Below are 25,704 nucleotides of genomic sequence, written 5' to 3'. Positions count from 1 at the left end.
GAAGTAACCCGATCAAAGAAGTAACTCAATCAAATCGGCTGTTTAATAGCGACCCTCATCTGTTGCGCAGCACTCACCATATTCCTCAAAGCCTGTTCCGTCTCTTGCCACTTTCTTGTTTTCAATCCGCAATCAGGATTCACCCATATATTTCTTGCAGGTAGCAGCTGCGCCGCTTTTTCAAGTAATGCCGTCATTTCCGCTACAGTGGGTACTCTTGGCGAATGAATATCATATACACCAGGGCCTATTTCATAAGGATACCTGAATGTGGAAAATACTTCTAACAATTCCATTTGTGATCTGGATGTTTCAATCGTAATCACATCTGCATCCATTGCTGCAATACTATCAATGATATCATTAAACTCAGAATAGCACATGTGTGTATGTATCTGCGTCGCATCTTCCACGCCAGAAACTGCTACCCTAAAGGCTTTTACAGCCCACTCCAAATACGCTCCCCAATCTGCACGACGCAGTGGTAATCCTTCCCGGATAGCAGGTTCATCTACCTGTATCACCCGGATACCCGCTTTTTCCAGGTCATTTACCTCATCTCTGATGGCAAGTGCAATTTGTAAAGTGGTCTCTGCACGTGGTTGATCATCTCTCACAAATGACCATTGCAATATCGTCACAGGCCCTGTCAGCATACCTTTCATTGGTTGTTTTGTCAGCGATTGTGCATAACTGCTCCATGCTACTGTCATTGGTACAGGACGGGATACATCACCATAAATGATAGGTGGTTTTACACATCGTGAACCATAACTTTGTACCCAACCATTCTTTGTAAATACAAATCCTTCCAGTTGTTCACCAAAATATTCCACCATGTCATTCCGCTCAAACTCTCCATGCACCAATACATCCAATTGCAAACGTTCCTGTAAATGCACGGATTCACCAATCGCTTTACGAATTGCTATATCATAATCATCCTGTGTGATCGCTCCTTTCTTTACATCTGCACGCAGCTTACGGATATCTTCTGTCTGTGGAAATGAACCAATGGTTGTAGTGGGGAATAACGGCAATTTTAGCACTGCTTCCTGTGCCTGCTGACGAATGGTAAACTCACTTTTACGATTGGCGTCGTTTGCTGTCAATGCTGCCAGACGGGCTTTTACAGCTGGTTTGTGAATGATGTTCGCCGTGGCTCTTTCCTGCATAGCAGCTTTATTGGCTGCGAGAATCGCATGAATGCCATCCAGGGTCGTATGATCACTATTACGAATCGCGTTATCACCATCCAGGGTTGTATGCTTATCATTCCGAATCGCGTTATCACCATCCAGGGTCACATGCTCACCAGTCCGAATCGCTTTATCTCCATCCTTAATCGCATCCTCCCCATCCAGAATTTTCCTGATATCCACCAACTCATACACCTTCTGCTTTGCAAACGCCATCCAGTTTTTCAATTGTGGTGTCAGCTCTTCCAGATCCAGATCATATGGCGAATGCAGCAATGAACAGGAACTACCAATCATTACTCTCTCTTCACCCAATACGGCAATCGCTCTCTTAATTAATGCCAGACTATTCTCATAATTATTCTTCCAGATATTCCTTCCATTCACTACACCCAATGACAGTTGCAGGTGTTTGGGCGCATGCTCCAAAATAACTTCTAATTGTTCCGGTGCACGCACCAGATCAATATGCAATGCATTTACCGGTAGTTTCAAAGTCAACGCAGTATTATCCTGCAGGCTACCAAAATATGTAGTCAACAACAATTTAACGGATGAAAGGACGGCTGCAATCTTACTATAAGCATATGAAAACATTGATTGCTCCTGTGGTGTCAGATCCAGCACCAGCGTAGGTTCATCTATCTGGATCCAGGTAGCTCCTGCATTTTCCAAAGACTGTAACAGGGATATATATACAGGCAATAATTTATCCAGTAAATCAGCTGCCTGCAATTTTTCATCTTTGATCTTACCCAACAGCAAAAAGCTCACAGGCCCAATGAGCACAGGTTTGGTATGTATCCCCAATGCCTTTGCTTCTTCAAATTCTTCCAGCGCTTTATTATAAGTTAAAGCAAATTGTTGTGTACCATCAAACTCAGGTACGAGATAATGATAGTTCGTATCAAACCACTTCGTCATTTCCAACGCCGTCAGGTCAAACCCATTTTTCTGGTACCCACGCGCCATACCAAAATACAACTCAGGACTACTCGCCGACACCTGTGTAGCCTGCAATGCCAGGAACCTGGCAGGAATCGTATTCGTCATCAAACACATATCCAGCACCTGGTCATAATAAGAAAAGTCATTCGAAGGAATCAGATCAATCCCGGCATCACGCAGGGTTTCCCAATTCTGACGGCGAAGCTGTCTGGCAGTCATCTGCAACTTCTCCAAAGAGATCCTGCCTGCCCAATACGCTTCGTTTGCTTTCTTCAATTCTCTGTTGCTACCAATTCGCGGATAGCCGGGAACATTCGTTTGCATACTTACATTATTTAATAAGGTGAAAAAATATCTGCCTGCGACAAGTATCTGGCTTCATGACAGCATACGTCATTTACAGTTGCGCGTCAGCCCGTGATTTGCACACGGTTCCATACCGCAGCACAAATTTCTACACAAACCTATGAAGAAAGATAAAATGAACTATTTAAGTTGTAATATTTGGTGTATTGTTCTGTTTAATGAAATAAAACTATTCATATGTGCTGTTTTTATAATAATTGTCAGTAATAAATAGTAAATTTTACTTTTACTAGTATTTCTTACGTTTGCACTATGTTCACTAATTACAAATACACCGTTACTGAGCGCTTCCTGCGCTATGTCCAGATAGACACACAGTCCGATCCACTGAGCAAAAGTTTTCCTTCCACAGAAAAACAAAAGGACCTTGGTCGCCTGCTCATACAGGAACTGCACGAAATAGGCATCACCGATACTGAGATGGATGAACATGGTTATGTATTCGCCACCATTCCTTCTAACACTACCAAAGAGGTGCCTGTGATCTGCTTCTGCTCTCACATGGACACCAGCAGTGACTGTAGTGGTACAGGTGTAAAACCCATCATCCACATGCATTACGATGGCGACGACATTGAACTGCCTGAAGATAATACCATCATCAAAACCGCCCTTCATCCATACCTCGCTTCCAAAATAGGCGACGACATCATCACCGCCGCCGGCAATACCCTGTTGGGTGCCGACGACAAAGCTGGTATAGCCGAAATCATGGATGCCGCTCATTACCTGATGGCGCACCCTGAAATCAAACATGGCACCATCCGCATCCTCTTCACACCAGATGAAGAAGTAGGTCGTGGCGTAGAAAAACTGGATATGTCTAAGCTCGGCGCCAGTTTTGGTTACACCCTTGATGGCGGCGAACTGGGTTCACTGGAAGACGAGAGCTTCAGTGCCGATGCGGCCAAAATTGTGATCGAAGGGGTGAGTGTACACCCGGGCACAGCAAAGGATAAATTGGTGAGCGCCATCAAGATAGCTTCGGAAATCGTAGACGCACTGCCCAAAGACAGCCTTTCTCCTGAAACCACCGAAGATCGTCAGGGGTTTATTCACCCAGTGAGAGTGAGTGGTATCGTAGAACATGCAGAAATTGATTTCATTCTTCGTGACTTCGTCACTGCCAAACTAAAAGACCATGCGGCTTTCCTGCAGAATATACTGGATGCCGTGATGCCAAATTATCCGACTGCCAGTGCGAAACTCACTGTTACAGAGCAGTATCGCAATATGAAAGAGGTGCTGAACCTGCATCCGCAGGTCACTGATTATGCGGAAGAAGCGATTCGCAGGGCAGGAGTGGAGCCATTGAAAATGATTATCCGTGGGGGTACAGATGGTTCCCGTCTTTCTTTTATGGGTTTGCCATGTCCTAATATCTTTACAGGTGAGATGGCGCTGCACAGTAAGTATGAATATGTGAGCATACAGGATATGCAAAAGGCGGTGCAGACGATCGTGCATTTGGCGCAGGTTTGGGAGGAGAAGAGCTGATGCAGGTGTGGGAGAAAAGAGGGGTGTCTCAATTCAGCTATAGTAAAACACCTGACCACATCAGGTGCACGAAAAAGCACCTGATTCACATCTGGCATAGAAATGGCTGCAAGAGGAAGTGCATCATCCACTTATGATGCATGGGGATAATATTTTAGGGACATATACGTTAAATGTTTACATAATATTGGTATCTTTCCCTGCTTGTTGCATTTGATGTAATACTTTTGCAAGGTTAAATTTTTATTCATGCTCTTAGGATTAGTAACATTACTCCAGGATTCCTTATTATCGCCTAAGCCCGATACAGTGGCTGCCGGCGCAAGTACCGTCGCCGCTGCCGATCAGCATATCAGCTTATTAGACCTGCTGGCAAAGGGTGGTATTCTCATGATCCCTCTCGGGATCCTCTCTGTTATCGCTGTTTTCTCCTTTGTAGAAAGGTATCTCACCATCTCCAAAGCAGGTAAACTGGAAGATAACTTCATGCCAATGATCCGTGATCATATCTCCAATGGCAACATCCAGGCTGCCCGTTCTTTGTCAAAGAACACCAACAGTCCTATTGCCCGTATGATCGACAAAGGCATACAGCGTATAGGTAAGCCTATTGAGAGCATCGAGAAATCCATGGAGAATGTAGGTAAACTGGAAATTTATAAAATGGAAAAGAACCTCGTGATTCTCTCCATTATTTCCGGTATCGCACCTATGTTCGGATTCCTGGGTACCATCGCTGGTATGATTCAGACCTTCTTCAATATCTCTATCACTTCCGATATCACACTGGGCACCATTGCCGGTGGTATCTATGTGAAGATGATCACTTCTGCATCTGGTCTGATTATCGGTCTGGTGGCTTATATCGGCTACAGTTTCCTGAACGCACAGATAGACAAGACTATCAATAAGATGGAAGCTGCTTCTGCTGAGTTTATCGATATTTTACAGGAGCCAACCAGATAATCAAGCTTATGAACTTACGCAACAGAAGAAATAAAAATCACGTGGAGATGCACAGCGGGGCGCTGAATGACATCTTGTTCATTCTGCTGCTCTTCTTCCTGATCGTATCCACGCTGGCTAATCCGAATGTAATCAAGCTGACTTTGCCAAAGGCAAAGAGCAATACCAAGTCTAAACAGACTGTGGTTGTCAGCATCAACGATAAAAGAGAATTCTTTGTAGGTACCAACAAGGTAGCTTTTGGAAGTCTGAAGCAGATGCTTGCCGCATCTATCGCCCGCGATTCCAAGGAAGTAGATCCTACCATCGTGGTGAATGCAGAAAAGTCAGTTCCGGTAGAGGATGTGGTGTCTATTATGGAGATTGCGCGCGAAATAGGTGCCAAGGTTGTATTGGCAACTACTAAACCGCCTGAAACTAAATAGGGTTGACGGCTATGGCAATCCTTATGATCATCAATCAATACCAGATAGCTCTAACGACTAAAACAAGTCTTACGATCTACTTTTACAACCAGATCTGATGACTGTAAGTCCAAAGGTCAACTCTGCCAGATAGTGCTAACGACTATACCAATACGAAATTCAAACGGCTCCGGACCACTTAAGTTCCGGAGCCGTTCTTTTTGCCAATTGAGAAGTAATAATAAAGAAGTTAGCTCGCATGCAGGTTATAGACTGCTGCTATAAAGACCCGACATTGCTACCCAGGTTTAATATTTGTAATGTTAAAATTTAGTTGCCTGGCATAGCATCGTTGAATAGCCTGTAATGTTAAAATTTAGTAACCTGGCATACCAGTGTTTATTACCCTGTAATGTTAAAATTTAGTTGCCTTCACCATCCTATCCTTTCCATAGAGATCCTGTTTCAATACCACATTGACATACCCCTGCTCCTCCAGCAAACTCACCGTTTCCTTCCCATACGCCTCATTAATCTCAAAATACAACCCACCACCTGCAGATAACTTCTCCTGCCCCAACTGACCTATTCTGCGATAAAAACGAAGAGGATCATTATCAGGTACAAACAGTGCAATATTCGGCTCATAGCTCACCACCTGCTCCTGCATACCCGCGCTCTCATGTTCACAGATATAAGGAGGATTACTTACAATAATATCATAGGAAGGCAAAGCCGCAGTTGCATTGGCATCTAATACGTCCACCAGTGAAAAGTTAATTGCCAGTGATAGTTTATTCGCATTTTCTATCGCGATCTTCAATGCCCCCGAACTTATATCGATAGCACTAACAGTAGCCAAAGGCAGATTTTTTTTAATCGCCAGCGGTATCGCCCCACTCCCCGTACCAATATCCAATATTCCTGGTTGCGTGCCCGCCTTTCGCACATCCTCAATAATCCACTCTGCCAATTCCTCCGTTTCCGGTCTTGGTATCAACACATCCGGTGTTACCTTCAATTCCATCCCATAAAACCAAGCTGTTCCCGTCACATACTGCACCGGTTCATTTCTCAACATGGCTTCCAGTGCAATAGGTAATTGAACCTCCTGATCCTCAGTAAGTTCTTTATCTTTATAGACGATCCTATCCATTCTGCCAAGACCGGTAATATGCTCCATTAAAATATGAGCGATACTGGCAGCTTCCCGATCGCCATGGATGGGGGTTAGCGCGGAGATGATCTGTACAAATGCGGCCTGAATGGTCATAAGCTCTGGTATAAAAAAGGGAAATTCCCTGCGTAAACGATATTTTTGCAGGCAAAAGTAAAGATACAAATACTGTCATGAACCGCCTTACAGATGAATTTTTCATGTCCCGTTGCATTCAGCTGGCTACCCTTGGAGCAGGGCATGTAGCCCCGAACCCTATGGTGGGAGCGGTGTTGGTGCACGAAGGCAGGATAATAGGAGAGGGATACCACAGGGTATACGGGCAGGCGCATGCCGAGGTGAATTGTGTCAATTCTGTAAAAGATGGGAACCGGCACCTGATTCCTGCAGCCACCATGTACGTGAGCCTGGAACCCTGTGCTCACTATGGCAAAACACCTCCCTGTGCCAACCTGATCGTCACAGAAAAGATCCGGGAAGTGGTCATTGGCTGTATTGATACCTTCAGCGCCGTAGCCGGAAAAGGGATCAGCATCCTCCAAAATGCAGGTGTCACCGTGCGGACAGGTATCCTGGAAGCAGAATGCAGGGCACTGAACAGCCGCTTTTTTACATTTTATGAGCAACAACGCCCCTATATAATATTAAAATGGGCCCAGTGCCAGGCAGGGTATATGGGTACTGAAGACGGACATCCTGTTCGTATCTCCAATCACTACTCCGACAGACTGGTACACCGCTGGCGGAGTGAGGAGGCAGGTATTCTGGTCGGCAGCCGTACTGCCGTAATGGATAATCCCCGGCTCAATAACCGTTTCTGGACAGGCAATGATCCTTTGCGCATTGTGATAGACCCCCACCACAGGGTACCTAATACTCATCATCTGTGCGATGGTAGTCAGGAAACTTTCTTTTTCAGCGGAGATAGTCAAAACCACAGGTTACCTGAAGCTGATCAATTGAACGATGGTAGTCAGGAGACCGTCGCCTTCAGCGGCGACAGCCTCCCACAGCTGATGCACGAACTGCACGAGCGCCGGGTGCTCAGTGTTCTGGTAGAAGGCGGCGCCGCCACTCTGAATAGCTTTATCGAAGCCGGATTGTGGGATGAGGCAAGGATAATCAGAGGATCCATCACATTGCCAGCAGGACTTCCGGCACCGCTGTTAAAGCATGCAAAGCTAACTTCTGAAACCCCGCTACTGGGCGATCATATTTTTATTTACCACAGGGAACAATAACATGTACAAATTCAGGGCACCTATATGCATATGGATATTCATTCTTTACTCACTTCAGGCAGTAGGCCAGGGTGATAAATGGACCGGTACCTGGCATATGGATTACACCCCCACTGGCAGCTCCAAAACTATCAGCATGGAATGGCAGATCAGCGAACCTTCCAACAAAATGCTGTATCCGGCCCTCCTCAAAATTGATTACGGCTCCTTTTCCGGTTCCTACGAAGTGTTGTTATGTAAAAAGAACGACCACGAACTCGGCATTGGCAGAAATAAATACCCCTTCTCTGAAACGCCATTCAAAATCGGCGCCTGGATGCTGTACCTCAATGGTACACTGGATTTTAAACCCAATGGCATTTCTATTGAACGCATGTGGATCAACTCTTTCGAGTTGTATATGCAGGGGTTTTATCATGACGATGAAATCTATGGCATGATGAAGGATTACCTGCGGGAACTGCTATCGAAGAAACCAATCTTATTAAAAAAGAAAGATAACATCCCCTGGAAAAGTCCGGATACCAACCGCATGATTCATCCCGAAGGCGATACCATTTATTTCGGCGTATATGATAAAGTGACCGTGTACGATTCCATCATCCCCGTCTTTATCAGGGACGAAGATGTAGATGACAAAGATACCGTGACCTTTACACACAATGGTAAAACATTGCTGAACCAGCAGTATGTAAGTCCCGGGGGCTCCCTCTTCCAGGTAAAGCTTGATACAGGTATGAACATATTGGGATTCTTTGCAGACAATTTCGGCAGACTCCCCCCAAACACAGGTTCCTTCAGGATCAAGACGGATAGTGTGGATGCTATTTATGATTTTCATGACAAATCCAATTACTATTCTACCTTCCTGGTAGCACAGGTATACAGGAAACCTAAGCCGCAGCAACCCTTACCCACAGTAGATAACAGGGTGACGGAAAGGCGTAACAACCTGCTGGACCAGATCACGGTGAACACCGGTGATGTAGAACTGGAATTGTGGGATGATGCCGCCGAAGATGGTGACAGCATTTCCATTCGCCTGAATGATAAATTTATAGTCAGTGGGTTCCCCGTATTAAAACGCAGACAAAAATTATCAGTTACACTCCAACCCGGCGAGAACCGGATGATATTACTGGCAGACAATTTGGGGAGTATTCCTCCCAATACAGCTGTGATGAAGATCACCGCAGGTAAGATCAGGAAATACGTGCGCATAAAAACGGATCTGAAGCAGAACAACCTGCTGGTGATCAATTATACCCCTTAACAACTAAGCATGGAAGTTTATTTTACTATAGAAAAATCAGCAACGGCTGAATTTAAGGACAGGGGCAGTAAGTTCCTGGCCTATGCATGGCCGGTGAAGTCGGTGGAGCAGGTGAAAGAATGCCTGCAGGAAGTGAAAAAAGAACACCCCAAAGCGACGCATCATTGTTTTGCTTACAGGCTGGGTACAGATGGATTACAGTTTCGCGCCAGTGATGACGGTGAACCTTCTGGTACAGCCGGAAAGCCTATTCTGGGGCAGATAGACAGCAAGGGATTGACTGATACACTGGTGGTGGTGGTCCGCTACTTTGGTGGTACATTATTAGGTGCACCGGGTCTGATCAATGCTTATAAGATGTCTGCTTCAATGGTACTGCAGGTGATTCCTGCGGTGCAGAAAAATGTAGAGGTAAAGTATCATCTCAGTTTTGACTACACTATTCTGAACGATATTATGATGGTGGTGAAGCAACAGAACTGTACCGTATATGGACAGGAGTTACAGCTGTTTTGCAGTATGGATATCGGGATCCCGAAAGCCGTGCAGGAGTTGGCGATGTTGAAGCTAAAAGATATTCATGGGTTAGAAATAAAGAAGGCTTAGCGCCTTCTTTATTTATCTAAAACATAAAGTGATTACTGTATTCAAGCAATAAGTGCAACCCGTGATTTTATTAATTTGTTGCGCTTATCATTTGAACTTACAATTTATCTAAAACATAAAGCGATTTATTTAAAACGTAGGGAGATTATTTGAAACATACAATGATTTATAAAAAACGCTCCCGGTGCCGGCACACTAAAAGCCACTGATGCCTGAACCAATTTATTTAAAGCGATCACTCACGACCAGGTCTTTACTCCCTTTCTCATATTTATAAAATCCTTCTCCACTTTTCACCCCCAGATAACCCGCCGTCACCATATTTACCAGCAGCGGACAAGGGGCATATTTTGGATTCCCAAATCCATCCTGCAATACGCGTAAAATAGAAAGACATACATCCAGTCCGATAAAATCAGCCAACTGCAATGGCCCCATCGGATGTGCCATTCCCAGTTTCATCACGGTATCAATTTCTGCAACACCTGCTACCCCTTCGTATAATGAACTGATGGCTTCATTGATCATGGGCATTAAGATGCGATTGGCAATAAAACCCGGATAGTCATTGACTACACACGGTACTTTGCCTAACTGAGAAGAGAGAGCAACGATGGTGTCTGTCACACTTTTTTCTGTTGCATAGCCATTGATAATTTCCACCAGTTTCATGACAGGAACGGGGTTCATAAAGTGCATGCCGATTACCTTACCGGGGCGTTTGGTAGCAGCAGCGATCTTCGTGATGGAAATAGAAGAGGTGTTGGTAGCGAGTATAGCATTGGGGTTTGCATATTGATCCAGGTCCTGAAATATTTTCAGTTTCAGGGTAGTGTTTTCAGTGGCGGCTTCCACGACCAGATCGGCGTTTTGTACACCGGTGGCGAGGTCTGTGGTGGTGGTAATATTGCCTAAAGTACCGGACTTTATTTCATTTGTAATGGTTGCTTTTGCTACCTGTCTGTCAAGGTTTTTTTCGATGGTTTGCAAGGCGCGTTCTAATGCGGGTGCGGATACGTCGATCAGGGTAACTGTAAAATTGTTTTGGGCGAAAACGTGTGCGATGCCATTACCCATGGTGCCGGCGCCGATCACGGCAATATTTTTTGATGAAAACATGGAATTGAATTTCATCAAATTTAAGTGAATATGAAATTGAAACTTCAAATTTCAAAATTCAATTGCTTCCAACTTTGAAGGCTAACTAGAGTAACTGAAAATTGTGTTCTCCCATCCCCCAAATACAAAACCTATTCATCTATCACAGCAATCCCCAATCGTTCTCCCATCCCCCAAATACAAAACCGGATCAACCACTTTGCGATTGATCCGGTTTTGTCAATATTTTTAAATACTAATATCCGTATCCGTATTGTTTATTACTCCCACTTTTGAAATCCCCTCGCTTCCACGCCTGTATAAACTGCGCCCATGCCAGTGGGTTCATAATATTCTGTGGCGGTAACTGTCCTGCATAATAGAGGTTCTGTGCCTGCCTGTTAAAGTACATATTCGTCGCCTCGGCCGCATCTGGTGGCACATACCTTGAAATAGCCCTCATCTTCGCCTCTTCCGTATTCTTCCTGGCCAGTTCGTACTGGTCATCCGGCACATCCATACTTACAAACGCCTTCTCAAACTCTTCCCTCGAAGGATAAGGTTTAATGATCGTTACCGGCAGGTAAGTCGTATCATCTACCATGAGCTGCAACAGGGAATATGCATTACCTGGCAGAGTGGTAGGAATTCTAAATTCTTTTCTCTTGTAACCAATTGCAGAAAAGATAAGCGTATCACCTTTAAAAGCCACGATGGAAAACACCCCCTGCGGATTGGAGATGGTACCCCTGTTTTGTCCTTTTATGAGAATACTCACTGCTGGAACGGCTCTTAAACTATCTGCCGTCATTGTAATGCCGGAAATCTGTATGATACTATCTTTGAACTGCGTTAACTGTGCTTTCAGCAGAAAAGGTAGAAACAAAAGCGAAAACAGTATGTAGGAAATCTTCTTATGCATGCCGCCTCTAAGATAAATGATTTGAATTAAACATAAGCCATAGGAATGTTTTTCCTGTACATATAGATGGATGAACGGAACCAATTGACAAAAACTATGACAGCGCTGACAAAGTAACTAGCAATTAGGTTAACTTTACAGCCTCGAATTAAAATTAACAACTATTTATGATCACTACGGAACAGATTTTAAAGGCTTTGAGCAATGTGGAAGAGCCTGATCTGGGGAAGGACCTGGTAACGCTTAACATGGTGAAAGACATTGAGATAGATGGGAATAAAGTGACGTTCACTGTTGTGCTTACTACCCCTGCCTGTCCATTGAAAGATCTGATCAGAAATGCCTGTATCAATGCTGTCCATCACCTGGTCAGCAAAGATGCTGAAGTGCATGTAAATATGACTGCCAACGTAAACTCCAACCGTAAGGATGGAAAGAGCCTGCTGCCTGGTGTGAAAAACATCATCGTAGTAGCTTCCGGCAAGGGAGGCGTAGGTAAGTCTACTGTAGCGGCCAACCTGGCCCTCGCCCTGTCTGAAGGCGGTGCCAAAGTAGGGTTGATGGATGCAGATATTTACGGACCTTCAGTACCTATTATGTTTGGGGTTCGTGGTCACCGTCCTATGATGGTGAATGTGGATGGAAAAGGCATGATCGTTCCTTTGGAGAAGCATGGTATCAAACTGATGTCCATCGGTTTACTGATCGATGAGAAACAGGCAGTAGTATGGCGTGGTCCAATGGCCAGCAGCGCCCTCAAGCAGTTCATTACCGACGTATACTGGGATGAGCTGGATTACCTGGTAATTGACATGCCTCCGGGCACTGGCGATATTCACCTGACCCTGGTACAGACCGTACCAGTTACAGGCGCTGTGATAGTAACCACTCCGCAGGATGTGGCACTGGCTGATGCGAAGAAAGGTATTGCTATGTTCAATGGTCCACAAATCAATGTACCGATCATTGGTCTGGTGGAGAACATGTCTTATTTCACACCTGCTGAGCTGCCTGATAACAAATATTACATATTTGGTAAAGATGGCGGTAAGCGTTTGGCGGAAGACCTGGAAATTCCATTCCTGGGTCAGATCCCGATCGTTCAGAGTATTCGTGAAGGTGGAGATGAAGGAGTACCGGCTATGCTGGGTGGAGAGGATGCGACCAAGCTGGCGTTTATGGGCTTTGCAAGTATGGCGGCAAGAAGCATTGCGATGAGGAATGCGAATGTAGCGCCTACCAGAATTGTAGAAGTATTTGTATAAAGAAATCATAACGGCTGGCATTAAGGCTGGCCACAGGCGCTGAAAAAAGGAAGGTGTATCATTTATAAATGAAACTCCTGAGAAATGCATACAGTGGAATCTGGCTCCATCAGGTATCCGCAAAAAAAGAGGGTGTATCTAATTTCAGATACACCCTCTTTTTTTGCGGATTATTCGCATGATTATATAATAAAAGGCTTGCCACCTACTATTACATCTTGTTTGTTCTCATCAAAAGTAGCCTTCAACCCGGTCCTATACGCTGCATTTGCCATAATCAGCGCAATAGAATGTGAATAAGCCGCTTCGATCGGTGCATTTCCCTGCTGTCTCTTTCTTACACTTTCCATCCAGTTACGTACGTGTGCATTCGTTAGTGGATCGCCACCCATATCAGCAGATGTAGCTACGCCACTACCGCTACTGCTCAATGTCATTTCAGGCAGCAGGTTCGCATGCAATCCCATTTCCTTTGCTTCATGTTCAGTCAAACCACCGGTTGGTGAGATCCTGTTCTTATCGATATCGATAGTACCGCCATTAGAGTAGTACATTTCCTTTACACCACCAGCAGAGTTGGAGAAGCGGGAGCTATATTGTACCTGGAAACCGGAGGTTGGATCATTGTCTGGTCCGTATTCAAAAACAGCCGTGATCGTATCTGCATTTTTACGACCATCTTTCCACATATAAATACCACCATTTGCTACTGCGCTACGTGGATGTTTGAGATTTGTAAACCAATGCACCGTATCGATCTGGTGAGTCATCCACTGACCAAAGATACCGGAAGAATAAGGCCAGAACAGGCGATATTCGAGGTATTTCCTTGGATCCCAGCTATCTTTCGGACGGCCTGCCAGGAAACGGGTCCAGTCAGTATCCTGTTCCCTGATTTCCTTTACTAATTCAGGGCGGCGCCAGCGACCTGGCTGGTTCACATTCCAGGTCATTTCAACCATGGTAATGGGGCCGAATTTACCTTCCTGGATAAAGTGGTTTGCTGCGTGATAACTATCCCCGCTACGACGCTGTGTACCTACCTGGAAAATTTTGCCGGAGTCTTTTACTGCTTTCAGTGCTTTGCGGGCATCGTCCATCGTTTCTGCAAATGGTTTTTCGCAGTACACATCTTTCCGCTGACCTACCGCTTCGATAGTGTGGTAAGCGTGCTGGAAGTCGGCCGTAGCAATGATCACCGCATCCAGATCTTTGATCTTGTACAGCTCATCATTGTTGACACATGCCTGTATATCATGACCTGCTTTTTTGGAGATAAAGGCCTGACCTTCTTCTCTGCGCCGTTTCCAGATGTCTGATACGGCGATAATATCAAAATTCAGTTCCTTGTTGTTATTGAAGAAGCAGGGCAGGAGTGTCTGGCGTGCACGATCGGAAAATCCGACTAATCCTATATTTACCCTGTCATTGGCCCCCATGATGCGGGCATAACTACTGGCTGGCATGCCCATAGCGGTAATAGAAACACCTGCACCGGCCAGCAGGGATTGTTTCAGGAATTCACGACGTGATTTCATTGGAATTTAATTTTTAATGATACAGTTCAAGGATGAGTTGATGTAAATATTTGTGTGCTGGTGCAGCTTGTACATCCATAGGATCCCAGCGGCTTTCGACGGAAATACCACCCTGGAAACGGATGTTTGCCAATGCTGCAATATAAGGTCTCACTTCATCACCGGCTACACCAGGTGCGGTCCGTTTTTCTCTCTCAGCAATGTGACAATGGACCAGGTTCTTTTTCGCTTTTTCGATGTTCACAGCAGGCTCATTTTCCTTCAGCATGTGGTAAATGTCTGCCGTGAGTTTAAAATTCGGATGGTTCACAGCGATCACGATGGCATTCGCTTCCGCCAGTGTATTAATATAATTCGTTTCGGTACTGTTCAGGTTTTCGATGGCAATGACCACATTGTATTTAGCCGCTGTTTCGGCTATTTTCCGGCAGATGCGTACGAAGTGAGGGTTTTCCTTTTCGGGTGTCCAGCCTTCGGGCAGTTTGCGGGCATTGCCGCTACCGAGTACGATGGTAGATACTCCTGCTTTTTTGGCCCGTTGCATCACTTTATCTACATAAGTCAGGATCTTTTGTTCATCGGCTTTGGGTCCTACGATGGGTATTTCGGCAGGAATAAAGCCATTGCAGGTATTGAATTGACAGTGCATTTTTTGCTTGTCTCTGAGAAATACCTGGAAGGTGTCTTCCGGGATGTCGGGAGAAAGGAGTTTGCCTACACTGCCCTCAATATAATCAAATCCGGCGGCGTGTAAAATGGAGTCATTTCTATAAGTGGTAGTAACACCTAATGTGGGCAACCGGGTTTGTGCATTCGATTGCAAACAAGTGAATAAAAAAAGGCATACGAGCCAGATAGGGGAGTTTTTCATATTTCTTTCCATAAAGCGTGGAAGGAAAAGGTAGGAACATTATTTAAAAAATCAAAAATCTTCTTGATAAGCGGTCGGTGGCTCTTCGGTATAGCTTCAGTGTTACTTCGATACCAAAAGGTCACTAAAAGGGTACTTCATTATCCAGGGGATATTGAGGTGCCCTTTTAGTGACGAAGAAGTGATGAAGTTGCATCGAACAAGCGTCGAACAAGCATCGAACAAGCGTCGAACAAGCATCGAACAACGATCGAACAACGATCGAAGCCGTACCTGAGAATTAATCCACCTCCCGATATCTTTTCAAAAGGTTTTTTCCATTTTTTAAAAAATTTACCAGAACTTTAACATCATCGATAGGGAAGTATACTGCCATGCAGTCATAATAAAATAGTATAATATCACTCATTACGCCCGCATTGAATAAGTTTTACTTACCTTTGCGCCCCAAATAAGTATTTATATGAACCGACACGAACTGGTGAATCTGATCAAGGAGAGGCAATCTTATCTCTGTGTTGGCTTAGACACAGACATTACAAAGATTCCCCGTCATTTGCTTTCACATGCAGACCCGGTATTTGCTTTTAACAAGGCAATTATCGATGCCACTAAGGATCTTTGCGTGTCTTACAAGATCAATACAGCCTTTTACGAATGTATGGGTATCCGTGGATGGGAAACACTGCAACGCACAGTAGAGTATATCCCGACCACTCATTTTACCATCGCCGATGCTAAACGTGGAGATATAGGAAATACCTCTACACAGTATGCCAAAACATTCTTTGAAACATATAACTTTGATGCCGTTACGGTAGCCCCTTATATGGGTCGCGACAGTGTGCAGCCTTTCCTCTCTTTCAATGAGAAATGGACCATTATGCTGGGCCTGACTTCTAATGAAGGCAGCAAAGATTTTCAGCTCACACAGAGTGGAGATGAGCTGCTGTATGAAAAAGTGCTGAAAGCAGGAATGAGCTGGGGTACGCCGGACAATATGATGTTCGTGATTGGTGCCACCCAGAGCTCCCAACTGGCCTATATTCGTCAGCTGGTACCTGATCATTTCTTCCTGGTGCCGGGAGTAGGTGCGCAGGGCGGAAATTTGCAGGAGATCTCAGCCGTAGCGATGAATAAAGATTGTGGATTACTGGTGAATGCCAGCCGCTCTATCATATATGCCGGAAACGGAGAAGATTTTGCCCAGGATGCAAGAATTGCCGCGCAGGCTTTGCAACTGGAAATGGCGGAATATTTAGACGTTGCGCCAGCCACAAGATAATCCTTGCTAATTATTCAATTAAAACCGATAATAAAAAACACCGCCTCCGCGCGGTGTTTTTTTATTCGCCCCTTTTCTTTAAATTGATTCCTTATCTAACCTGTTCCACATGCTGAAAGACTTGTTTCAATCCCCCGACTACTTCCGGATAGATGACCTTCTCTCCTCCGAACATATCATGGTGCGCGATGCTGTCAGGCAATGGGTAAAGAAAGACGTGTCTCCCATTATAGAAGAAGCCTGTCAAACCGCCACTTTCCCCTCCCAGATCATCCCGGGACTGGGCGAACTCGGTTGTTTGGGTCCCACTATCCCAACGGAATATGGTGGCGGCGGTATGGACTACATTGCCTATGGGCTCATGATGCAGGAACTGGAAAGAGGCGACAGCGGGGTACGCTCTACTGCCTCTGTACAAGGCTCCCTTGTTATGTATCCCATCTTTACTTTCGGCAGTGAGGAACAGAAGAAAAAATACCTCCCCAAACTTGCCTCTGGTGAATGGATGGGGTGCTTTGGTCTTACAGAACCAGACTTTGGCTCTAATCCCTCCGGCATGGTCACCCACTTCAAAGAAGACGGCGATCATGTGATCCTGAATGGTGCAAAAATGTGGATATCCAACGCTCCCTTTGCACAGATTGCTGTAGTATGGGCAAAAGATGAAGCAGGTATAATAAGAGGTATCATTGTAGAAAGAGGTATGCCCGGATTCACCACCCCTGAAACCAAAGGGAAATGGAGCCTGCGTGCCAGTGCTACAGGTGAACTTGTTTTTGATAATGTCAGGGTCCCTAAAGAAAATATACTCCCATTGGCCCAAGGGCTAAAAGGCCCGTTAAGCTGTCTGTCTTCGGCCCGTTACGGTATAGCCTGGGGTGTAATCGGTGCTGCCATGGATTGCTACGACACCGCCCTGCGATATGCCAAAGAAAGGGAGCAATTCGGCCGTCCTATCGGTGGCTTTCAGCTTACGCAGAAAAAGCTGGCCGAAATGATCACTGAAATCACCAAAGCTCAGCTTATGAACTGGCGCTTAGGGGTACTAAAAAATGAAGGCAAAGCTACCCCTGCTCAAATTTCTATGGCTAAGCGCAACTCCTGCGCCATCGCTACTCAGATAGCCCGCGATGCAAGGCAGATACTGGGTGGTATGGGCATCACAGGCGAGTTCCCTGTCATGCGTCACATGATGAACCTCGAAAGCGTGATCACTTACGAAGGCACCCACGAAATTCACTTACTCATTACAGGTATGGACATCACCGGACTGGATGCTTTTCATTGATATGCGGCTATTATTATTGTTATTATTACTTCCTTTGACGGCGCATTCCCAAACAGTATTGGAAGGAAAAGCACAGGGTACTTACTATGTCATTAAATACATCTCAGCAGATACGACATCACTGCAGGGGGAGATCGATGCTATTTTCGCGGATATTGACCAATCCCTGTCTTTGTACAAACCCCATTCCCTGATCAATCAATTCAATGAAAAGGGGCGTGTGCAAATGGATACCCACATGCAGGCCGTCATCAAAAAAGCACTTTTGATCAGTAAGATCACCAAAGGTGCATTTGACATCACGGTCAAACCATTGGTCGATGTATGGGGATTTGGTGTGCATGCTCCGGCAGAAAGAAAAATTCCATCTCCCGATACTTTAAGATCTATCTTATCTCACGTAGGATATCAATATCTGAAAATAACAGGTTCCGAACTTTCCCGCACCAAAGCTGGTATAACACTCGATTGCAATGGTATTGCCCAGGGTTACACTACCGATGTAATAGGCCGTTTCCTTGATAGCAAAGGCATTCATAACTACCTCGTAGATGTAGGCGGAGAACTGTGTGCAAAAGGGAAAAACAGTCATCAGCAATATTGGACGGTCGGTATAGAAGGTGAAAACCAGCGGGTCATTCCGTTACAAAACCGGGCAGTCACCACAAGCGGTAATTACCGTCGTTTTTTTGACTCAGGGGGTAAACGGTTTGCTCACACCATCGATCCCCGAAATGGACAGGCCATTCACAATAATATTATCAGTGTCACAGTGCTGGCAACAGATGCCATCACTGCCGATGGTTTTGACAATGCTCTTATTTTAATGGGTGTAGAAAAAGCTTTCGCTTTTATACGGCTACATCCGGAATTGCAGCTGGAAGCGGGTTTTATTTATAAAGATGCTGAAGGTAATATACAGGAGAGCTTCTCTGCGGGGTTCCCCTAAATAATGTAGGGCTGCTAAAAATAGCAGCCCTCTCATACTTTGGTTTTTTATAGAATATGCGAAAATCCATTTTTCCCTATCACCCACACATATACCTCTCTTCTTATTACAATCGTAATAAGAATAAGTTCATTTTTCGTCTGAATGGGTGATTTTTCAAATAAAGAACGCCGGCAAGAAGAACTCACAAAATTAGTCAGCAGGCAAACGTATTTTTACTTACGAAATAATAATATAGGACGGTTTCACTAATTCAATAATAATCAGTCACCAAGGTCCAAAAAAATTCCCAGTTCAGAAAATAATATAATGAAATAATTCCTTTTTACACAATCAGAATTTCTACGAAAGTTAAATTGTCTATATCCCTCTAAATTGTCTGTATCCCTCTATTAATATCTACACCTTTAAATTGTCTATATCCCTCTATTAATGTCTACAATTGTTACAACATGAAATATGCCAAACAGGCTTATCACTTTACATATAACGTATTTGAAAGCAGAATCTTATGTATGGTTAGCAGGGGGGAGCATGTATCCTTAAGATTAAGTAATTGATTTTCTTATGGTTATCATAAATTGATAGGGTAGGAATTGCTAAATATTTGCGGTTCTAAAGAAAAAAATTGTGAGTAGATGAGTGAGAATAGGAATGTAGCACGGAGGCAACAATTTTTAATATTAGCTGTGGAATAATTACCATTTGAATAGAAAAAAGCGCTTTTACCGGGGTGGTAAAAGCGCTTTTTTGTTAATCCAGCATTGCATCGGCGGCATCTTCCAGGAGTTTCAGATCTACTGAATCCGTTCCTGCAATACCTTCGATAGAGCCTTTGATATGTGCAGCGTTGAGTAATACCTTTTCCAGTTGCTTTTCTCTTGCCTTCCAGATCTTTTCCATGGCATCCTTTTCCTTCTGGATAGAGATCTTCATGGCCATAAATCCTTCGCGGATCGCTTTCCATTGTTCGGCAAATTCGCCACTGGTCAGGTAGCCATATAGCATGTGTACCTTATCGCCCCTGTTTTCCTGTGTTTTGAGTGCACCGGCTACTTTGATAATACCTTCTCTGAGTACATGTGCCAGTGCCCTAACTTCGTTAAAGGTGCAGATCCATACGCCTTCTTTTTCACCAAACCGTTCCATGTCTTTCGGCATGGCCTGGGTCACGAGGATAGCGATGTCTGCTCCCTGGCTGCGCATATCTGCTTTCAGCTTTTCCAGCCAGTCTCTTGCAAAGTCTTTGGTGCGTTTGCTTTCGTAAATAATCTTTCCACATTCCTGTCCGAACTGGTTTCGGATCATTTGAATACAGTCGGCGCCTCTTACGCCTTTGCCCACTTCAGCGATTTCGTCGAAGGGGAAGGCGCCTTTCAACAGTTCTTCCAGCACCAGTTCCTGTATTTCACCTTGTAACTGTGTAGAACCCTGTTCTGCTTTACGCCGCATTTCTTCGGCCAGCTTGCGCTGGTCTTCCAGTTGTTTGGCCATTTCAGCCAGTTTTAACTGGTACTCGTGGTCTTTCAGCTGGTTGCGGTCAGCTTCTTCCCTGCGGATCTTTTCAGTGAGCAGGTTACGCTCTTCCAGCAGTTTTTTCTGTATAGAGATTTCGATTTCCTGCTCCTTGGCCATCAGGTCCTGTTCCTTACGCAGGAAGTCCAGTTCCTGGCGTCTGGCCTCCTTCAGTTTTTCTTCCTGTTCGGTATTGGCCTGTTGCAGGAGCTGTAACTGGTTTTCGTAAGTTTCGGATATGCTCTTACGGATATTCTCAGACAGGGTCGCTTGTAGTTTACTCTTTTCAGTTTCGAGTAACTTAGTGAGCTCCTCCTGTTGTGATTGCTTTTGTTGTTCTACCTGCTGGCGGATTTGAGCCAGTTGATTTTTCTCATTTTGTAATGCATCCACACGTTTGCGCCATTCAGTTTCCATTTTACCGCGCATCTCTTTTTCAATATCTGCTGCAAATGCATCCTCCATGACAAACTGGTGCCTGCAGTTAGGACAGGTGATTTGTGTTCCCATGACTTCGAAGTTACGATAAAAGTACATGGAGCGCTACGCACTGGATTTGCGTATTACTTTTTTTCCTGCATTTCTTTTAACATACGCAAAGCCATGAAACCTAATAGGGCGATAATACCGACGATGGCAATCCAGATCCACACCTGACTGGTAAAAAGGGTGAACCCTTTTGCTGGGGTAGGTTTTGGATTATTGATATTTTTCATCTGCTCATTAGGTATACTGATCAGAGGCAGCTCCTTATTCAAACTATCTGCAAAATAGGTGAGATCGTATTCGGGAGCGGTTAGATTAGCATTGCCTGTTAATATCAGATAAGATTTTCCCTGTTCCAGGTAAGCCGCCATGTATCGTGGTAGTTGCCAGGCATTTACATCCTCAATTTTTAAAGGAGGGTTATCCTGGTTGTCAATGCGTATTTCAAGGGTATCTGTTTTGACCTCGTGCGCCAATACCACTTCATTCGATTGGCCGGAAGTAAGTGTGAAAGATTCCCCATCTACCCATGCCTGCCGCTTGTATAGGGTAGGCGCTGTGATGTTGAAAGAGAGGTTGTCGATCACATACTTTTTGGGAAATGCAAGTTTGATGATAGTCGTTTTGTTTGCATGGCGGATATTTATCCCGGAAGAAGGAACCGGTAAAGGGCTTGTAGACTTTTGCTCATTATAATACTGTCCTGCACCTGTAATATTCAGGGGTGCACTGCTGGAATCATTGATGAGCAGACGGATATATTTATAATCCGTGTTTGGCAGATTGATCTGAGGTTTGGTCGGATCAAAGAAAAAATCCGGTACCAGTCCATACCATTGTTTTAGATCATTGCTGCCGGTGACATTCATAGATTTTGAAACCCATGAGTTTTTGACCATGAGTGTTACATAATTGATTGGCTGGCTGGTTGCATTACTGAAAATGAAGGAAGAGGTACCATTAGTTACCTGTTTATTTTCTATGACAGCAAATGATTTGATACTGGCAATGTCATAGTGCATGGCCTCTTTCTTCAGCAGGTAGGGTACTTCTGTTTTTTTATCCTGATAGATACGAAAGTCTGTATAACCCGGTGCCTGGCTTCCGCTGATGAGGCCAGGTCCGAGCAGGATATTATAAAATCCATTTCGCGGCACATTGGTAATGACAGCCTGCCACGAAAACTCCTTCGCAGCTATCTCCTGTGCAGTCAGTGAAGCACTGCAAAGGAGGAATATGATCAATAAAAAATTAAGCTTTTTGTTCTTGTTTGTCATCCAGAATGATTTTTTTCAATCGTTGATACATGAAGGAAATAATCAGTAATAATACGCCCAGTGATATAAATGCGGCGATCTTTCCACCTTCTGAGAGGGTACTGATATCTACCAGGAATAATTTACAAATGGTGATACCAAAGAGTGCGATCGCGATAATGCGCACATTTTTGTCCGCCCATTTTAAACCAAGGAACATCAGTACAAAGGCATAGATGCCCCATAGAATACTGTACCCGGTTTTCTGATTACTATGCACAATGCTGTCAATATCCGCCCGGGGATGCATAGCGATCAGCACAACCACGTGATCCAGCAATGCACTGAGGATGTATAGCACAACCAATGTATTCAGGATCTGTAGCAGGAATACCTGGTTGTCTTTGAACAAAGGTTTGATAAATTTCCAGACCATGAATAGCATCACTATCACTACAGGAGGAATGATGAAATACGTGCCGAAATAACTACCCGTTCCGGCGCCTGCCAGCCATGCATTCCGGAACATCACAGCTGTGTCATTATCAATCACAAACACGATCAGTGATATCAGGGTGAATAGGAGGATCAGATACCTGAACATCGCATGTCCTTTGCTGGTAATGTACAGCAATACGGCCAGTGCAATATAGTTGACCAGATGTGCCATCATACCGGCTATAGGTGGTATGCGTAAGTGGAACTGGAAGAACACTTCCATTTGTATGGTCGCATAGATGAGCACAACAAAAGCGATGTTCAACAGCAGCTGCATGTGCGGCAATGGCAGTATTGGGAAGAAGCTTTCATCTTTTTCCTTTGCCAGCAATTTCCTGTAGATAAATAATGCGGCTACAACAGCTGCATTAGTAATAAAGCCCCTGTTGAGCACAGGTGTCATTAGCACCATGTGATAACCATATAGATTGAACCAGTCCATGATCAGGCTACCAGCGGTGAGTACCATTACAATGAGCGATGCAATCTTCATCAGTTTGAGTGCAGATCGCTGGTAGAGGTACAACAGCAATACACTTTCTGCCGCCCAGAACAAGGTGATGTAATGTCCTTTCAATTGAATAGGCGCAGCAAGACTCAGGAAAGAAAGTACTAATCCTATGAGGAAGTAGATCAACAGCCGGTCTGCGTATTTATTTCTATGCAATACATATGCAAAGACAAAATTGAATACAGCGATCATCGCCGTGAATAATCCCTGGAACATGCCACCGTGAATATGTGCGAGGATCACCATACCTGCGGCATAATACAGGAATGTATTACTCAGCAGCAGGATGATTTCAGGTTCCCTGAATGGTCTGTGCAAACGAATATTGTTCACCACATTCATGAGGAAGAACACGATATAGAACAAGGTTGCGAATACCAGTGCCGTGATATAAGGTACAGGTTTGGCCGGCGTTTCAGTACCGATGCTATAAGAGAGCCAGGTGCCAAATAACAACACCGTCGCGATGTACGAAATGACATTGACAAGGTGCCACTTTTTAAAGTAAGCCAGCACCAGCATACCTGTATTCAGAATGAGGATATAAGTAAATAATACACCTGCATTACCATTGCCTGTACTTACGAGGAAAGGCGCGGTGAAGCCGCCTAAGATTGCTAATACGGCCAGTTCCACACGATTGTAACTGATAGATAGAAAAACGGCGAATGCAGTGATCAATATCATCATGATGAAAGCCAGCGTCTGACTAATGAGATGATATTGCTGAAACGCAATTGTGATAGAGAAATACAATACAGCGATCCCTCCGCCTACCAGTACAGAACTGAATGCAGCAAAGGTTTTGCGCATACGGTGTGCGATACCCAGCAGGATGCCGCCACATAGAATGCCAATGAAAGTACGGCCGGTTTCGTTGATCCAGTTTTGGTCGATCGCGTATTTCAGGAAGAAACCAATACCGATCACTAACACACCAATACCAATTTTGTTAAAGAGGTTTTCACCGATGAATTTCTCCAGATCAGGGTATTTTTCCCAGAAGGTAGGAGTAGGCTCCGGTGGTGTTTCCACTACGCTCATCGGTGGGTATGGAATATACGTTTCTTTAACGGGAACAGGAGCCGGTTCTCTGGCAGGCGGCGGTGTTGGTGGTTCCGGTTTAGGTGGCGGCGGCGGTGTATAAGCCGGTGGCGGTGTATAAACCGGCGGCGGCGAGTAGGCAGGTGGTGGTGTAATGTCCCTTTCTCCCTGTGGCAGTGTGAGGTTATCCAGCCTGCGATGCAGGGAACTCAGCTGATCGAGTAAGTCACTCTTCAATTTGATGATAATGATCAGGATAATAATCAGGAGTAAACAAATGATAGTTTCGAACATACAGTAATAAATATGTATAGGAAATATATTGCGTTCAAATATAATCTATTCTCCTGCAATTATATTGGAGTTAATTTTTTGCGTAGCTATTTGAATTCAAGAATTAAAATGCCTACATTAAGAGATGCAAAAGATAATAGTTTGGAAAAACAGTACGATCAATACGACTGAATTTGTCAGTATTGAAAAGGAAGAAATGACTACCGTCAAGGGATATATCACCGGCGAGGGCTTCGGAAAGCCATGGCTGGTGAGATATACGCTCACACTCAATCCACGTTGGGAAGCACAGACAGTATTCATCGAAGTAATGTCTGAGCAGAACTATACCATTGAGTTGTATAAGAATGATTTACAACAGTGGTTGAATGAAAAAGGAGAGCACCTGGAAGCCTTTGATGGTTGTGTAGATGTAGATATCTCTTTCACGCCTTTTACCAATTCATTGCCTATCAACAGGCTGCAGCTCACAAAAGGAGAGGGGCAGAACATCAGCGTTGTATGGGTAGATATTAAAAATGGAGATGTGAAAAGGGTGAAACAGCGCTATCTGAACAAGGGGAGTAGGATTTACAAGTATGAGAATGAGCACTCCGGGTATATTTCGGAGTTGATTGTAGACGATGAAGGGTATGTAATTGATTACCCTGGCGTATGGCAAAAGATATATTAGGATAATGCCTATGCGATGATTTAGTCTGTCAAACTGAGTTTTTTACCTTCCACAACTGAAATAATTATGAAAAACTGAACAGTAAAGATATCTTTTCACAATTAGACATATTGTGCATACAATATGGATTGTACTAAACTGGCAGGATCATTCCCTGCCAGTTTTTTTATTTGTACCTTTGCAGTATGAAAATGAATAATACGGATACTGTGCGGATGGCGGAGATCAAATTATACTTTCTTGATCCGCCATATACATTCAAGATTCATAGCTATGCGGCTCCTCAGTTGGAGGAGGTATTTACCATCCTCGGTAAGTACGGCAACTGTTCCGCAAGCATAATGGACAGTCTGCTGGTGCTGAAGACCTCCTTTGCGGAGTCGGAAGGGAATGCAGATAAGACAAGGAGGGTAATGAAGGACATTGCCGGGGTGATGAATGGCCTTAACAGGATGAAGTAGTCACCATTTTGTGTGAATTTGAATTATACCCACCATTGATATCGAAGGGAATTCTACCTTTAGAGAGCAATTC

Annotated in this window: 21 protein-coding genes and 1 riboswitch; of the genes, 12 read left to right on the top strand and 9 right to left on the bottom strand. The window is 44.4% G+C overall.

Annotated features, from left to right (window positions below):
- Positions 1-29 precede the first annotated feature (29 nt).
- Positions 30-2,471: a 5-methyltetrahydropteroyltriglutamate--homocysteine S-methyltransferase gene (gene metE, locus QQL36_RS33785; protein ID WP_321568293.1), complete on the bottom strand. Its 2,442-nt coding sequence runs from the start codon at positions 2,469-2,471 to the stop codon at positions 30-32.
- 21 nt (positions 2,472-2,492) lie between these two features.
- A riboswitch (cobalamin riboswitch) is annotated at positions 2,493-2,630 on the bottom strand.
- Between the two features lie 135 nt (positions 2,631-2,765).
- Between metE and pepT the strand changes: the two genes are divergently transcribed.
- The 3 genes from pepT (at position 2,766) to QQL36_RS33770 (ending at position 5,401) form a co-directional block, all read left to right on the top strand.
- On the top strand, positions 2,766-4,010 hold the full coding sequence (gene pepT, locus QQL36_RS33780; protein WP_321568292.1) for a peptidase T: 1,245 nt from the start codon (positions 2,766-2,768) through the stop codon (positions 4,008-4,010).
- A 249-nt stretch (positions 4,011-4,259) separates the two neighbouring features.
- On the top strand, positions 4,260-4,976 hold the full coding sequence (locus QQL36_RS33775) for a MotA/TolQ/ExbB proton channel family protein (protein ID WP_083721471.1): 717 nt from the start codon (positions 4,260-4,262) through the stop codon (positions 4,974-4,976).
- A gap of 8 nt (positions 4,977-4,984) precedes the next feature.
- Positions 4,985-5,401 carry an ExbD/TolR family protein gene (locus tag QQL36_RS33770; protein ID WP_083721470.1) on the top strand — a complete coding sequence of 139 codons (417 nt, stop codon included), beginning with the start codon at positions 4,985-4,987 and terminating at the stop codon, positions 5,399-5,401.
- 394 nt (positions 5,402-5,795) lie between these two features.
- Here the strand turns inward: QQL36_RS33770 and prmC are convergent, their stop codons facing one another.
- Positions 5,796-6,653, bottom strand: a complete 858-nt coding sequence (gene prmC, locus QQL36_RS33765; RefSeq protein ID WP_179091001.1) for a peptide chain release factor N(5)-glutamine methyltransferase — start codon at positions 6,651-6,653, stop codon at positions 5,796-5,798.
- 77 nt (positions 6,654-6,730) lie between these two features.
- On the opposite strand from prmC, the gene ribD reads away from it, so the two are divergent.
- Genes ribD through QQL36_RS33750 form a run of 3 tightly spaced genes read left to right on the top strand, consistent with a single transcriptional unit; the run spans position 6,731 to position 9,677 of the window.
- Positions 6,731-7,798, top strand: coding sequence for a bifunctional diaminohydroxyphosphoribosylaminopyrimidine deaminase/5-amino-6-(5-phosphoribosylamino)uracil reductase RibD (ribD, locus tag QQL36_RS33760; RefSeq protein WP_321568291.1), 1,068 nt, complete (start codon positions 6,731-6,733; stop codon positions 7,796-7,798).
- 1 nt (position 7,799) lies between these two features.
- Positions 7,800-9,071: a hypothetical protein gene (locus QQL36_RS33755; protein WP_321568290.1), complete on the top strand. Its 1,272-nt coding sequence runs from the start codon at positions 7,800-7,802 to the stop codon at positions 9,069-9,071.
- A 9-nt stretch (positions 9,072-9,080) separates the two neighbouring features.
- The gene (locus QQL36_RS33750; RefSeq protein ID WP_083721466.1) at positions 9,081-9,677 is read left to right on the top strand and encodes an IMPACT family protein; all 597 of its coding nucleotides are present in this window, start codon (positions 9,081-9,083) and stop codon (positions 9,675-9,677) included.
- Positions 9,678-9,899: 222 nt separating this feature from the next.
- On the opposite strand, the gene QQL36_RS33745 is transcribed toward QQL36_RS33750, so the two are convergent.
- Complete coding sequence (locus QQL36_RS33745; protein ID WP_321568289.1) at positions 9,900-10,796, bottom strand: 3-hydroxybutyryl-CoA dehydrogenase; 897 nt, start codon at positions 10,794-10,796, stop codon at positions 9,900-9,902.
- A gap of 235 nt (positions 10,797-11,031) precedes the next feature.
- Positions 11,032-11,697: a carboxypeptidase-like regulatory domain-containing protein gene (locus tag QQL36_RS33740; RefSeq protein ID WP_083721465.1), complete on the bottom strand. Its 666-nt coding sequence runs from the start codon at positions 11,695-11,697 to the stop codon at positions 11,032-11,034.
- Between the two features lie 167 nt (positions 11,698-11,864).
- On the opposite strand from QQL36_RS33740, the gene QQL36_RS33735 reads away from it, so the two are divergent.
- Complete coding sequence (locus QQL36_RS33735) at positions 11,865-12,962, top strand: Mrp/NBP35 family ATP-binding protein (protein ID WP_083721464.1); 1,098 nt, start codon at positions 11,865-11,867, stop codon at positions 12,960-12,962.
- Positions 12,963-13,144: 182 nt separating this feature from the next.
- Here QQL36_RS33735 and QQL36_RS33730 read toward each other — a convergent pair whose 3' ends face one another.
- Positions 13,145-14,500 (bottom strand): Gfo/Idh/MocA family oxidoreductase, encoded by a 1,356-nt coding sequence (locus tag QQL36_RS33730; RefSeq protein WP_321568288.1) that lies wholly within the window; start codon positions 14,498-14,500, stop codon positions 13,145-13,147.
- A gap of 13 nt (positions 14,501-14,513) precedes the next feature.
- A complete protein-coding gene (locus tag QQL36_RS33725) occupies positions 14,514-15,371 on the bottom strand; it encodes a sugar phosphate isomerase/epimerase family protein (RefSeq protein WP_321568287.1) in 858 nt (285 codons plus the stop codon).
- 463 nt (positions 15,372-15,834) lie between these two features.
- Here QQL36_RS33725 and pyrF point away from each other — a divergent pair, with 463 nt between their 5' ends.
- The 3 genes from pyrF to QQL36_RS33710 all read left to right on the top strand — a co-directional run bounded on the left by pyrF (position 15,835) and on the right by QQL36_RS33710 (position 18,893).
- Positions 15,835-16,656 carry an orotidine-5'-phosphate decarboxylase gene (gene pyrF / locus QQL36_RS33720; protein ID WP_083721461.1) on the top strand — a complete coding sequence of 274 codons (822 nt, stop codon included), beginning with the start codon at positions 15,835-15,837 and terminating at the stop codon, positions 16,654-16,656.
- A 109-nt stretch (positions 16,657-16,765) separates the two neighbouring features.
- The gene (locus QQL36_RS33715) at positions 16,766-17,944 is read left to right on the top strand and encodes an acyl-CoA dehydrogenase family protein (protein WP_321568286.1); all 1,179 of its coding nucleotides are present in this window, start codon (positions 16,766-16,768) and stop codon (positions 17,942-17,944) included.
- The gene (locus QQL36_RS33710) at positions 17,931-18,893 is read left to right on the top strand and encodes an FAD:protein FMN transferase (protein WP_321568285.1); all 963 of its coding nucleotides are present in this window, start codon (positions 17,931-17,933) and stop codon (positions 18,891-18,893) included. The genes QQL36_RS33715 and QQL36_RS33710 overlap by 14 nt, the downstream gene beginning before the upstream one ends.
- Positions 18,894-19,646: 753 nt before the next feature.
- Here the strand turns inward: QQL36_RS33710 and QQL36_RS33705 are convergent.
- From QQL36_RS33705 to QQL36_RS33695, 3 genes are read right to left on the bottom strand one after another with little or no spacing between them, the layout of a single operon-like run.
- On the bottom strand, positions 19,647-20,918 hold the full coding sequence (locus tag QQL36_RS33705) for a DUF2130 domain-containing protein (protein ID WP_321568284.1): 1,272 nt from the start codon (positions 20,916-20,918) through the stop codon (positions 19,647-19,649).
- A 53-nt stretch (positions 20,919-20,971) separates the two neighbouring features.
- Positions 20,972-22,171, bottom strand: coding sequence for a hypothetical protein (locus QQL36_RS33700; protein ID WP_321568283.1), 1,200 nt, complete (start codon positions 22,169-22,171; stop codon positions 20,972-20,974).
- Positions 22,146-24,497 (bottom strand): DUF2339 domain-containing protein, encoded by a 2,352-nt coding sequence (locus QQL36_RS33695; RefSeq protein WP_321568282.1) that lies wholly within the window; start codon positions 24,495-24,497, stop codon positions 22,146-22,148. Before QQL36_RS33695 ends, QQL36_RS33700 begins: the two co-directional genes overlap by 26 nt.
- Positions 24,498-24,621: 124 nt before the next feature.
- Between QQL36_RS33695 and QQL36_RS33690 the strand changes: the two genes are divergently transcribed.
- A complete protein-coding gene (locus QQL36_RS33690; RefSeq protein WP_083721455.1) occupies positions 24,622-25,170 on the top strand; it encodes a putative glycolipid-binding domain-containing protein in 549 nt (182 codons plus the stop codon).
- Between the two features lie 185 nt (positions 25,171-25,355).
- Positions 25,356-25,631, top strand: coding sequence for a hypothetical protein (locus tag QQL36_RS33685; protein ID WP_083721454.1), 276 nt, complete (start codon positions 25,356-25,358; stop codon positions 25,629-25,631).
- Positions 25,632-25,704 lie beyond the last annotated feature (73 nt).

Origin of the sequence: Chitinophaga sp. LS1 (assembly GCF_034274695.1) — a bacterium.
In the GTDB taxonomy this organism is placed as follows: Bacteria; Bacteroidota; Bacteroidia; order Chitinophagales; family Chitinophagaceae; genus Chitinophaga.
The sequence above is the reverse complement of the archived record's forward strand: the minus strand, read 5'-3'. Positions and strand labels throughout refer to the sequence as shown.

Bases quoted from the DNA above. Each gene is read 5' to 3' on its own strand.
- metE (WP_321568293.1), bottom strand. From the start codon at position 2,471: ATGCAAACGAATGTTCCCGGCTATCCGCGAATTGGTAGCAACAGAGAA.
- pepT (WP_321568292.1), top strand. From the start codon at position 2,766: ATGTTCACTAATTACAAATACACCGTTACTGAGCGCTTCCTGCGCTAT.
- QQL36_RS33775 (WP_083721471.1), top strand. From the start codon at position 4,260: ATGCTCTTAGGATTAGTAACATTACTCCAGGATTCCTTATTATCGCCT.
- QQL36_RS33770 (WP_083721470.1), top strand. From the start codon at position 4,985: ATGAACTTACGCAACAGAAGAAATAAAAATCACGTGGAGATGCACAGC.
- prmC (WP_179091001.1), bottom strand. From the start codon at position 6,653: ATGACCATTCAGGCCGCATTTGTACAGATCATCTCCGCGCTAACCCCC.
- ribD (WP_321568291.1), top strand. From the start codon at position 6,731: ATGAACCGCCTTACAGATGAATTTTTCATGTCCCGTTGCATTCAGCTG.
- QQL36_RS33755 (WP_321568290.1), top strand. From the start codon at position 7,800: ATGTACAAATTCAGGGCACCTATATGCATATGGATATTCATTCTTTAC.
- QQL36_RS33750 (WP_083721466.1), top strand. From the start codon at position 9,081: ATGGAAGTTTATTTTACTATAGAAAAATCAGCAACGGCTGAATTTAAG.
- QQL36_RS33745 (WP_321568289.1), bottom strand. From the start codon at position 10,796: ATGTTTTCATCAAAAAATATTGCCGTGATCGGCGCCGGCACCATGGGT.
- QQL36_RS33740 (WP_083721465.1), bottom strand. From the start codon at position 11,697: ATGCATAAGAAGATTTCCTACATACTGTTTTCGCTTTTGTTTCTACCT.
- QQL36_RS33735 (WP_083721464.1), top strand. From the start codon at position 11,865: ATGATCACTACGGAACAGATTTTAAAGGCTTTGAGCAATGTGGAAGAG.
- QQL36_RS33730 (WP_321568288.1), bottom strand. From the start codon at position 14,500: ATGAAATCACGTCGTGAATTCCTGAAACAATCCCTGCTGGCCGGTGCA.
- QQL36_RS33725 (WP_321568287.1), bottom strand. From the start codon at position 15,371: ATGAAAAACTCCCCTATCTGGCTCGTATGCCTTTTTTTATTCACTTGT.
- pyrF (WP_083721461.1), top strand. From the start codon at position 15,835: ATGAACCGACACGAACTGGTGAATCTGATCAAGGAGAGGCAATCTTAT.
- QQL36_RS33715 (WP_321568286.1), top strand. From the start codon at position 16,766: ATGCTGAAAGACTTGTTTCAATCCCCCGACTACTTCCGGATAGATGAC.
- QQL36_RS33710 (WP_321568285.1), top strand. From the start codon at position 17,931: ATGCTTTTCATTGATATGCGGCTATTATTATTGTTATTATTACTTCCT.
- QQL36_RS33705 (WP_321568284.1), bottom strand. From the start codon at position 20,918: ATGGGAACACAAATCACCTGTCCTAACTGCAGGCACCAGTTTGTCATG.
- QQL36_RS33700 (WP_321568283.1), bottom strand. From the start codon at position 22,171: ATGACAAACAAGAACAAAAAGCTTAATTTTTTATTGATCATATTCCTC.
- QQL36_RS33695 (WP_321568282.1), bottom strand. From the start codon at position 24,497: ATGTTCGAAACTATCATTTGTTTACTCCTGATTATTATCCTGATCATT.
- QQL36_RS33690 (WP_083721455.1), top strand. From the start codon at position 24,622: ATGCAAAAGATAATAGTTTGGAAAAACAGTACGATCAATACGACTGAA.
- QQL36_RS33685 (WP_083721454.1), top strand. From the start codon at position 25,356: ATGAAAATGAATAATACGGATACTGTGCGGATGGCGGAGATCAAATTA.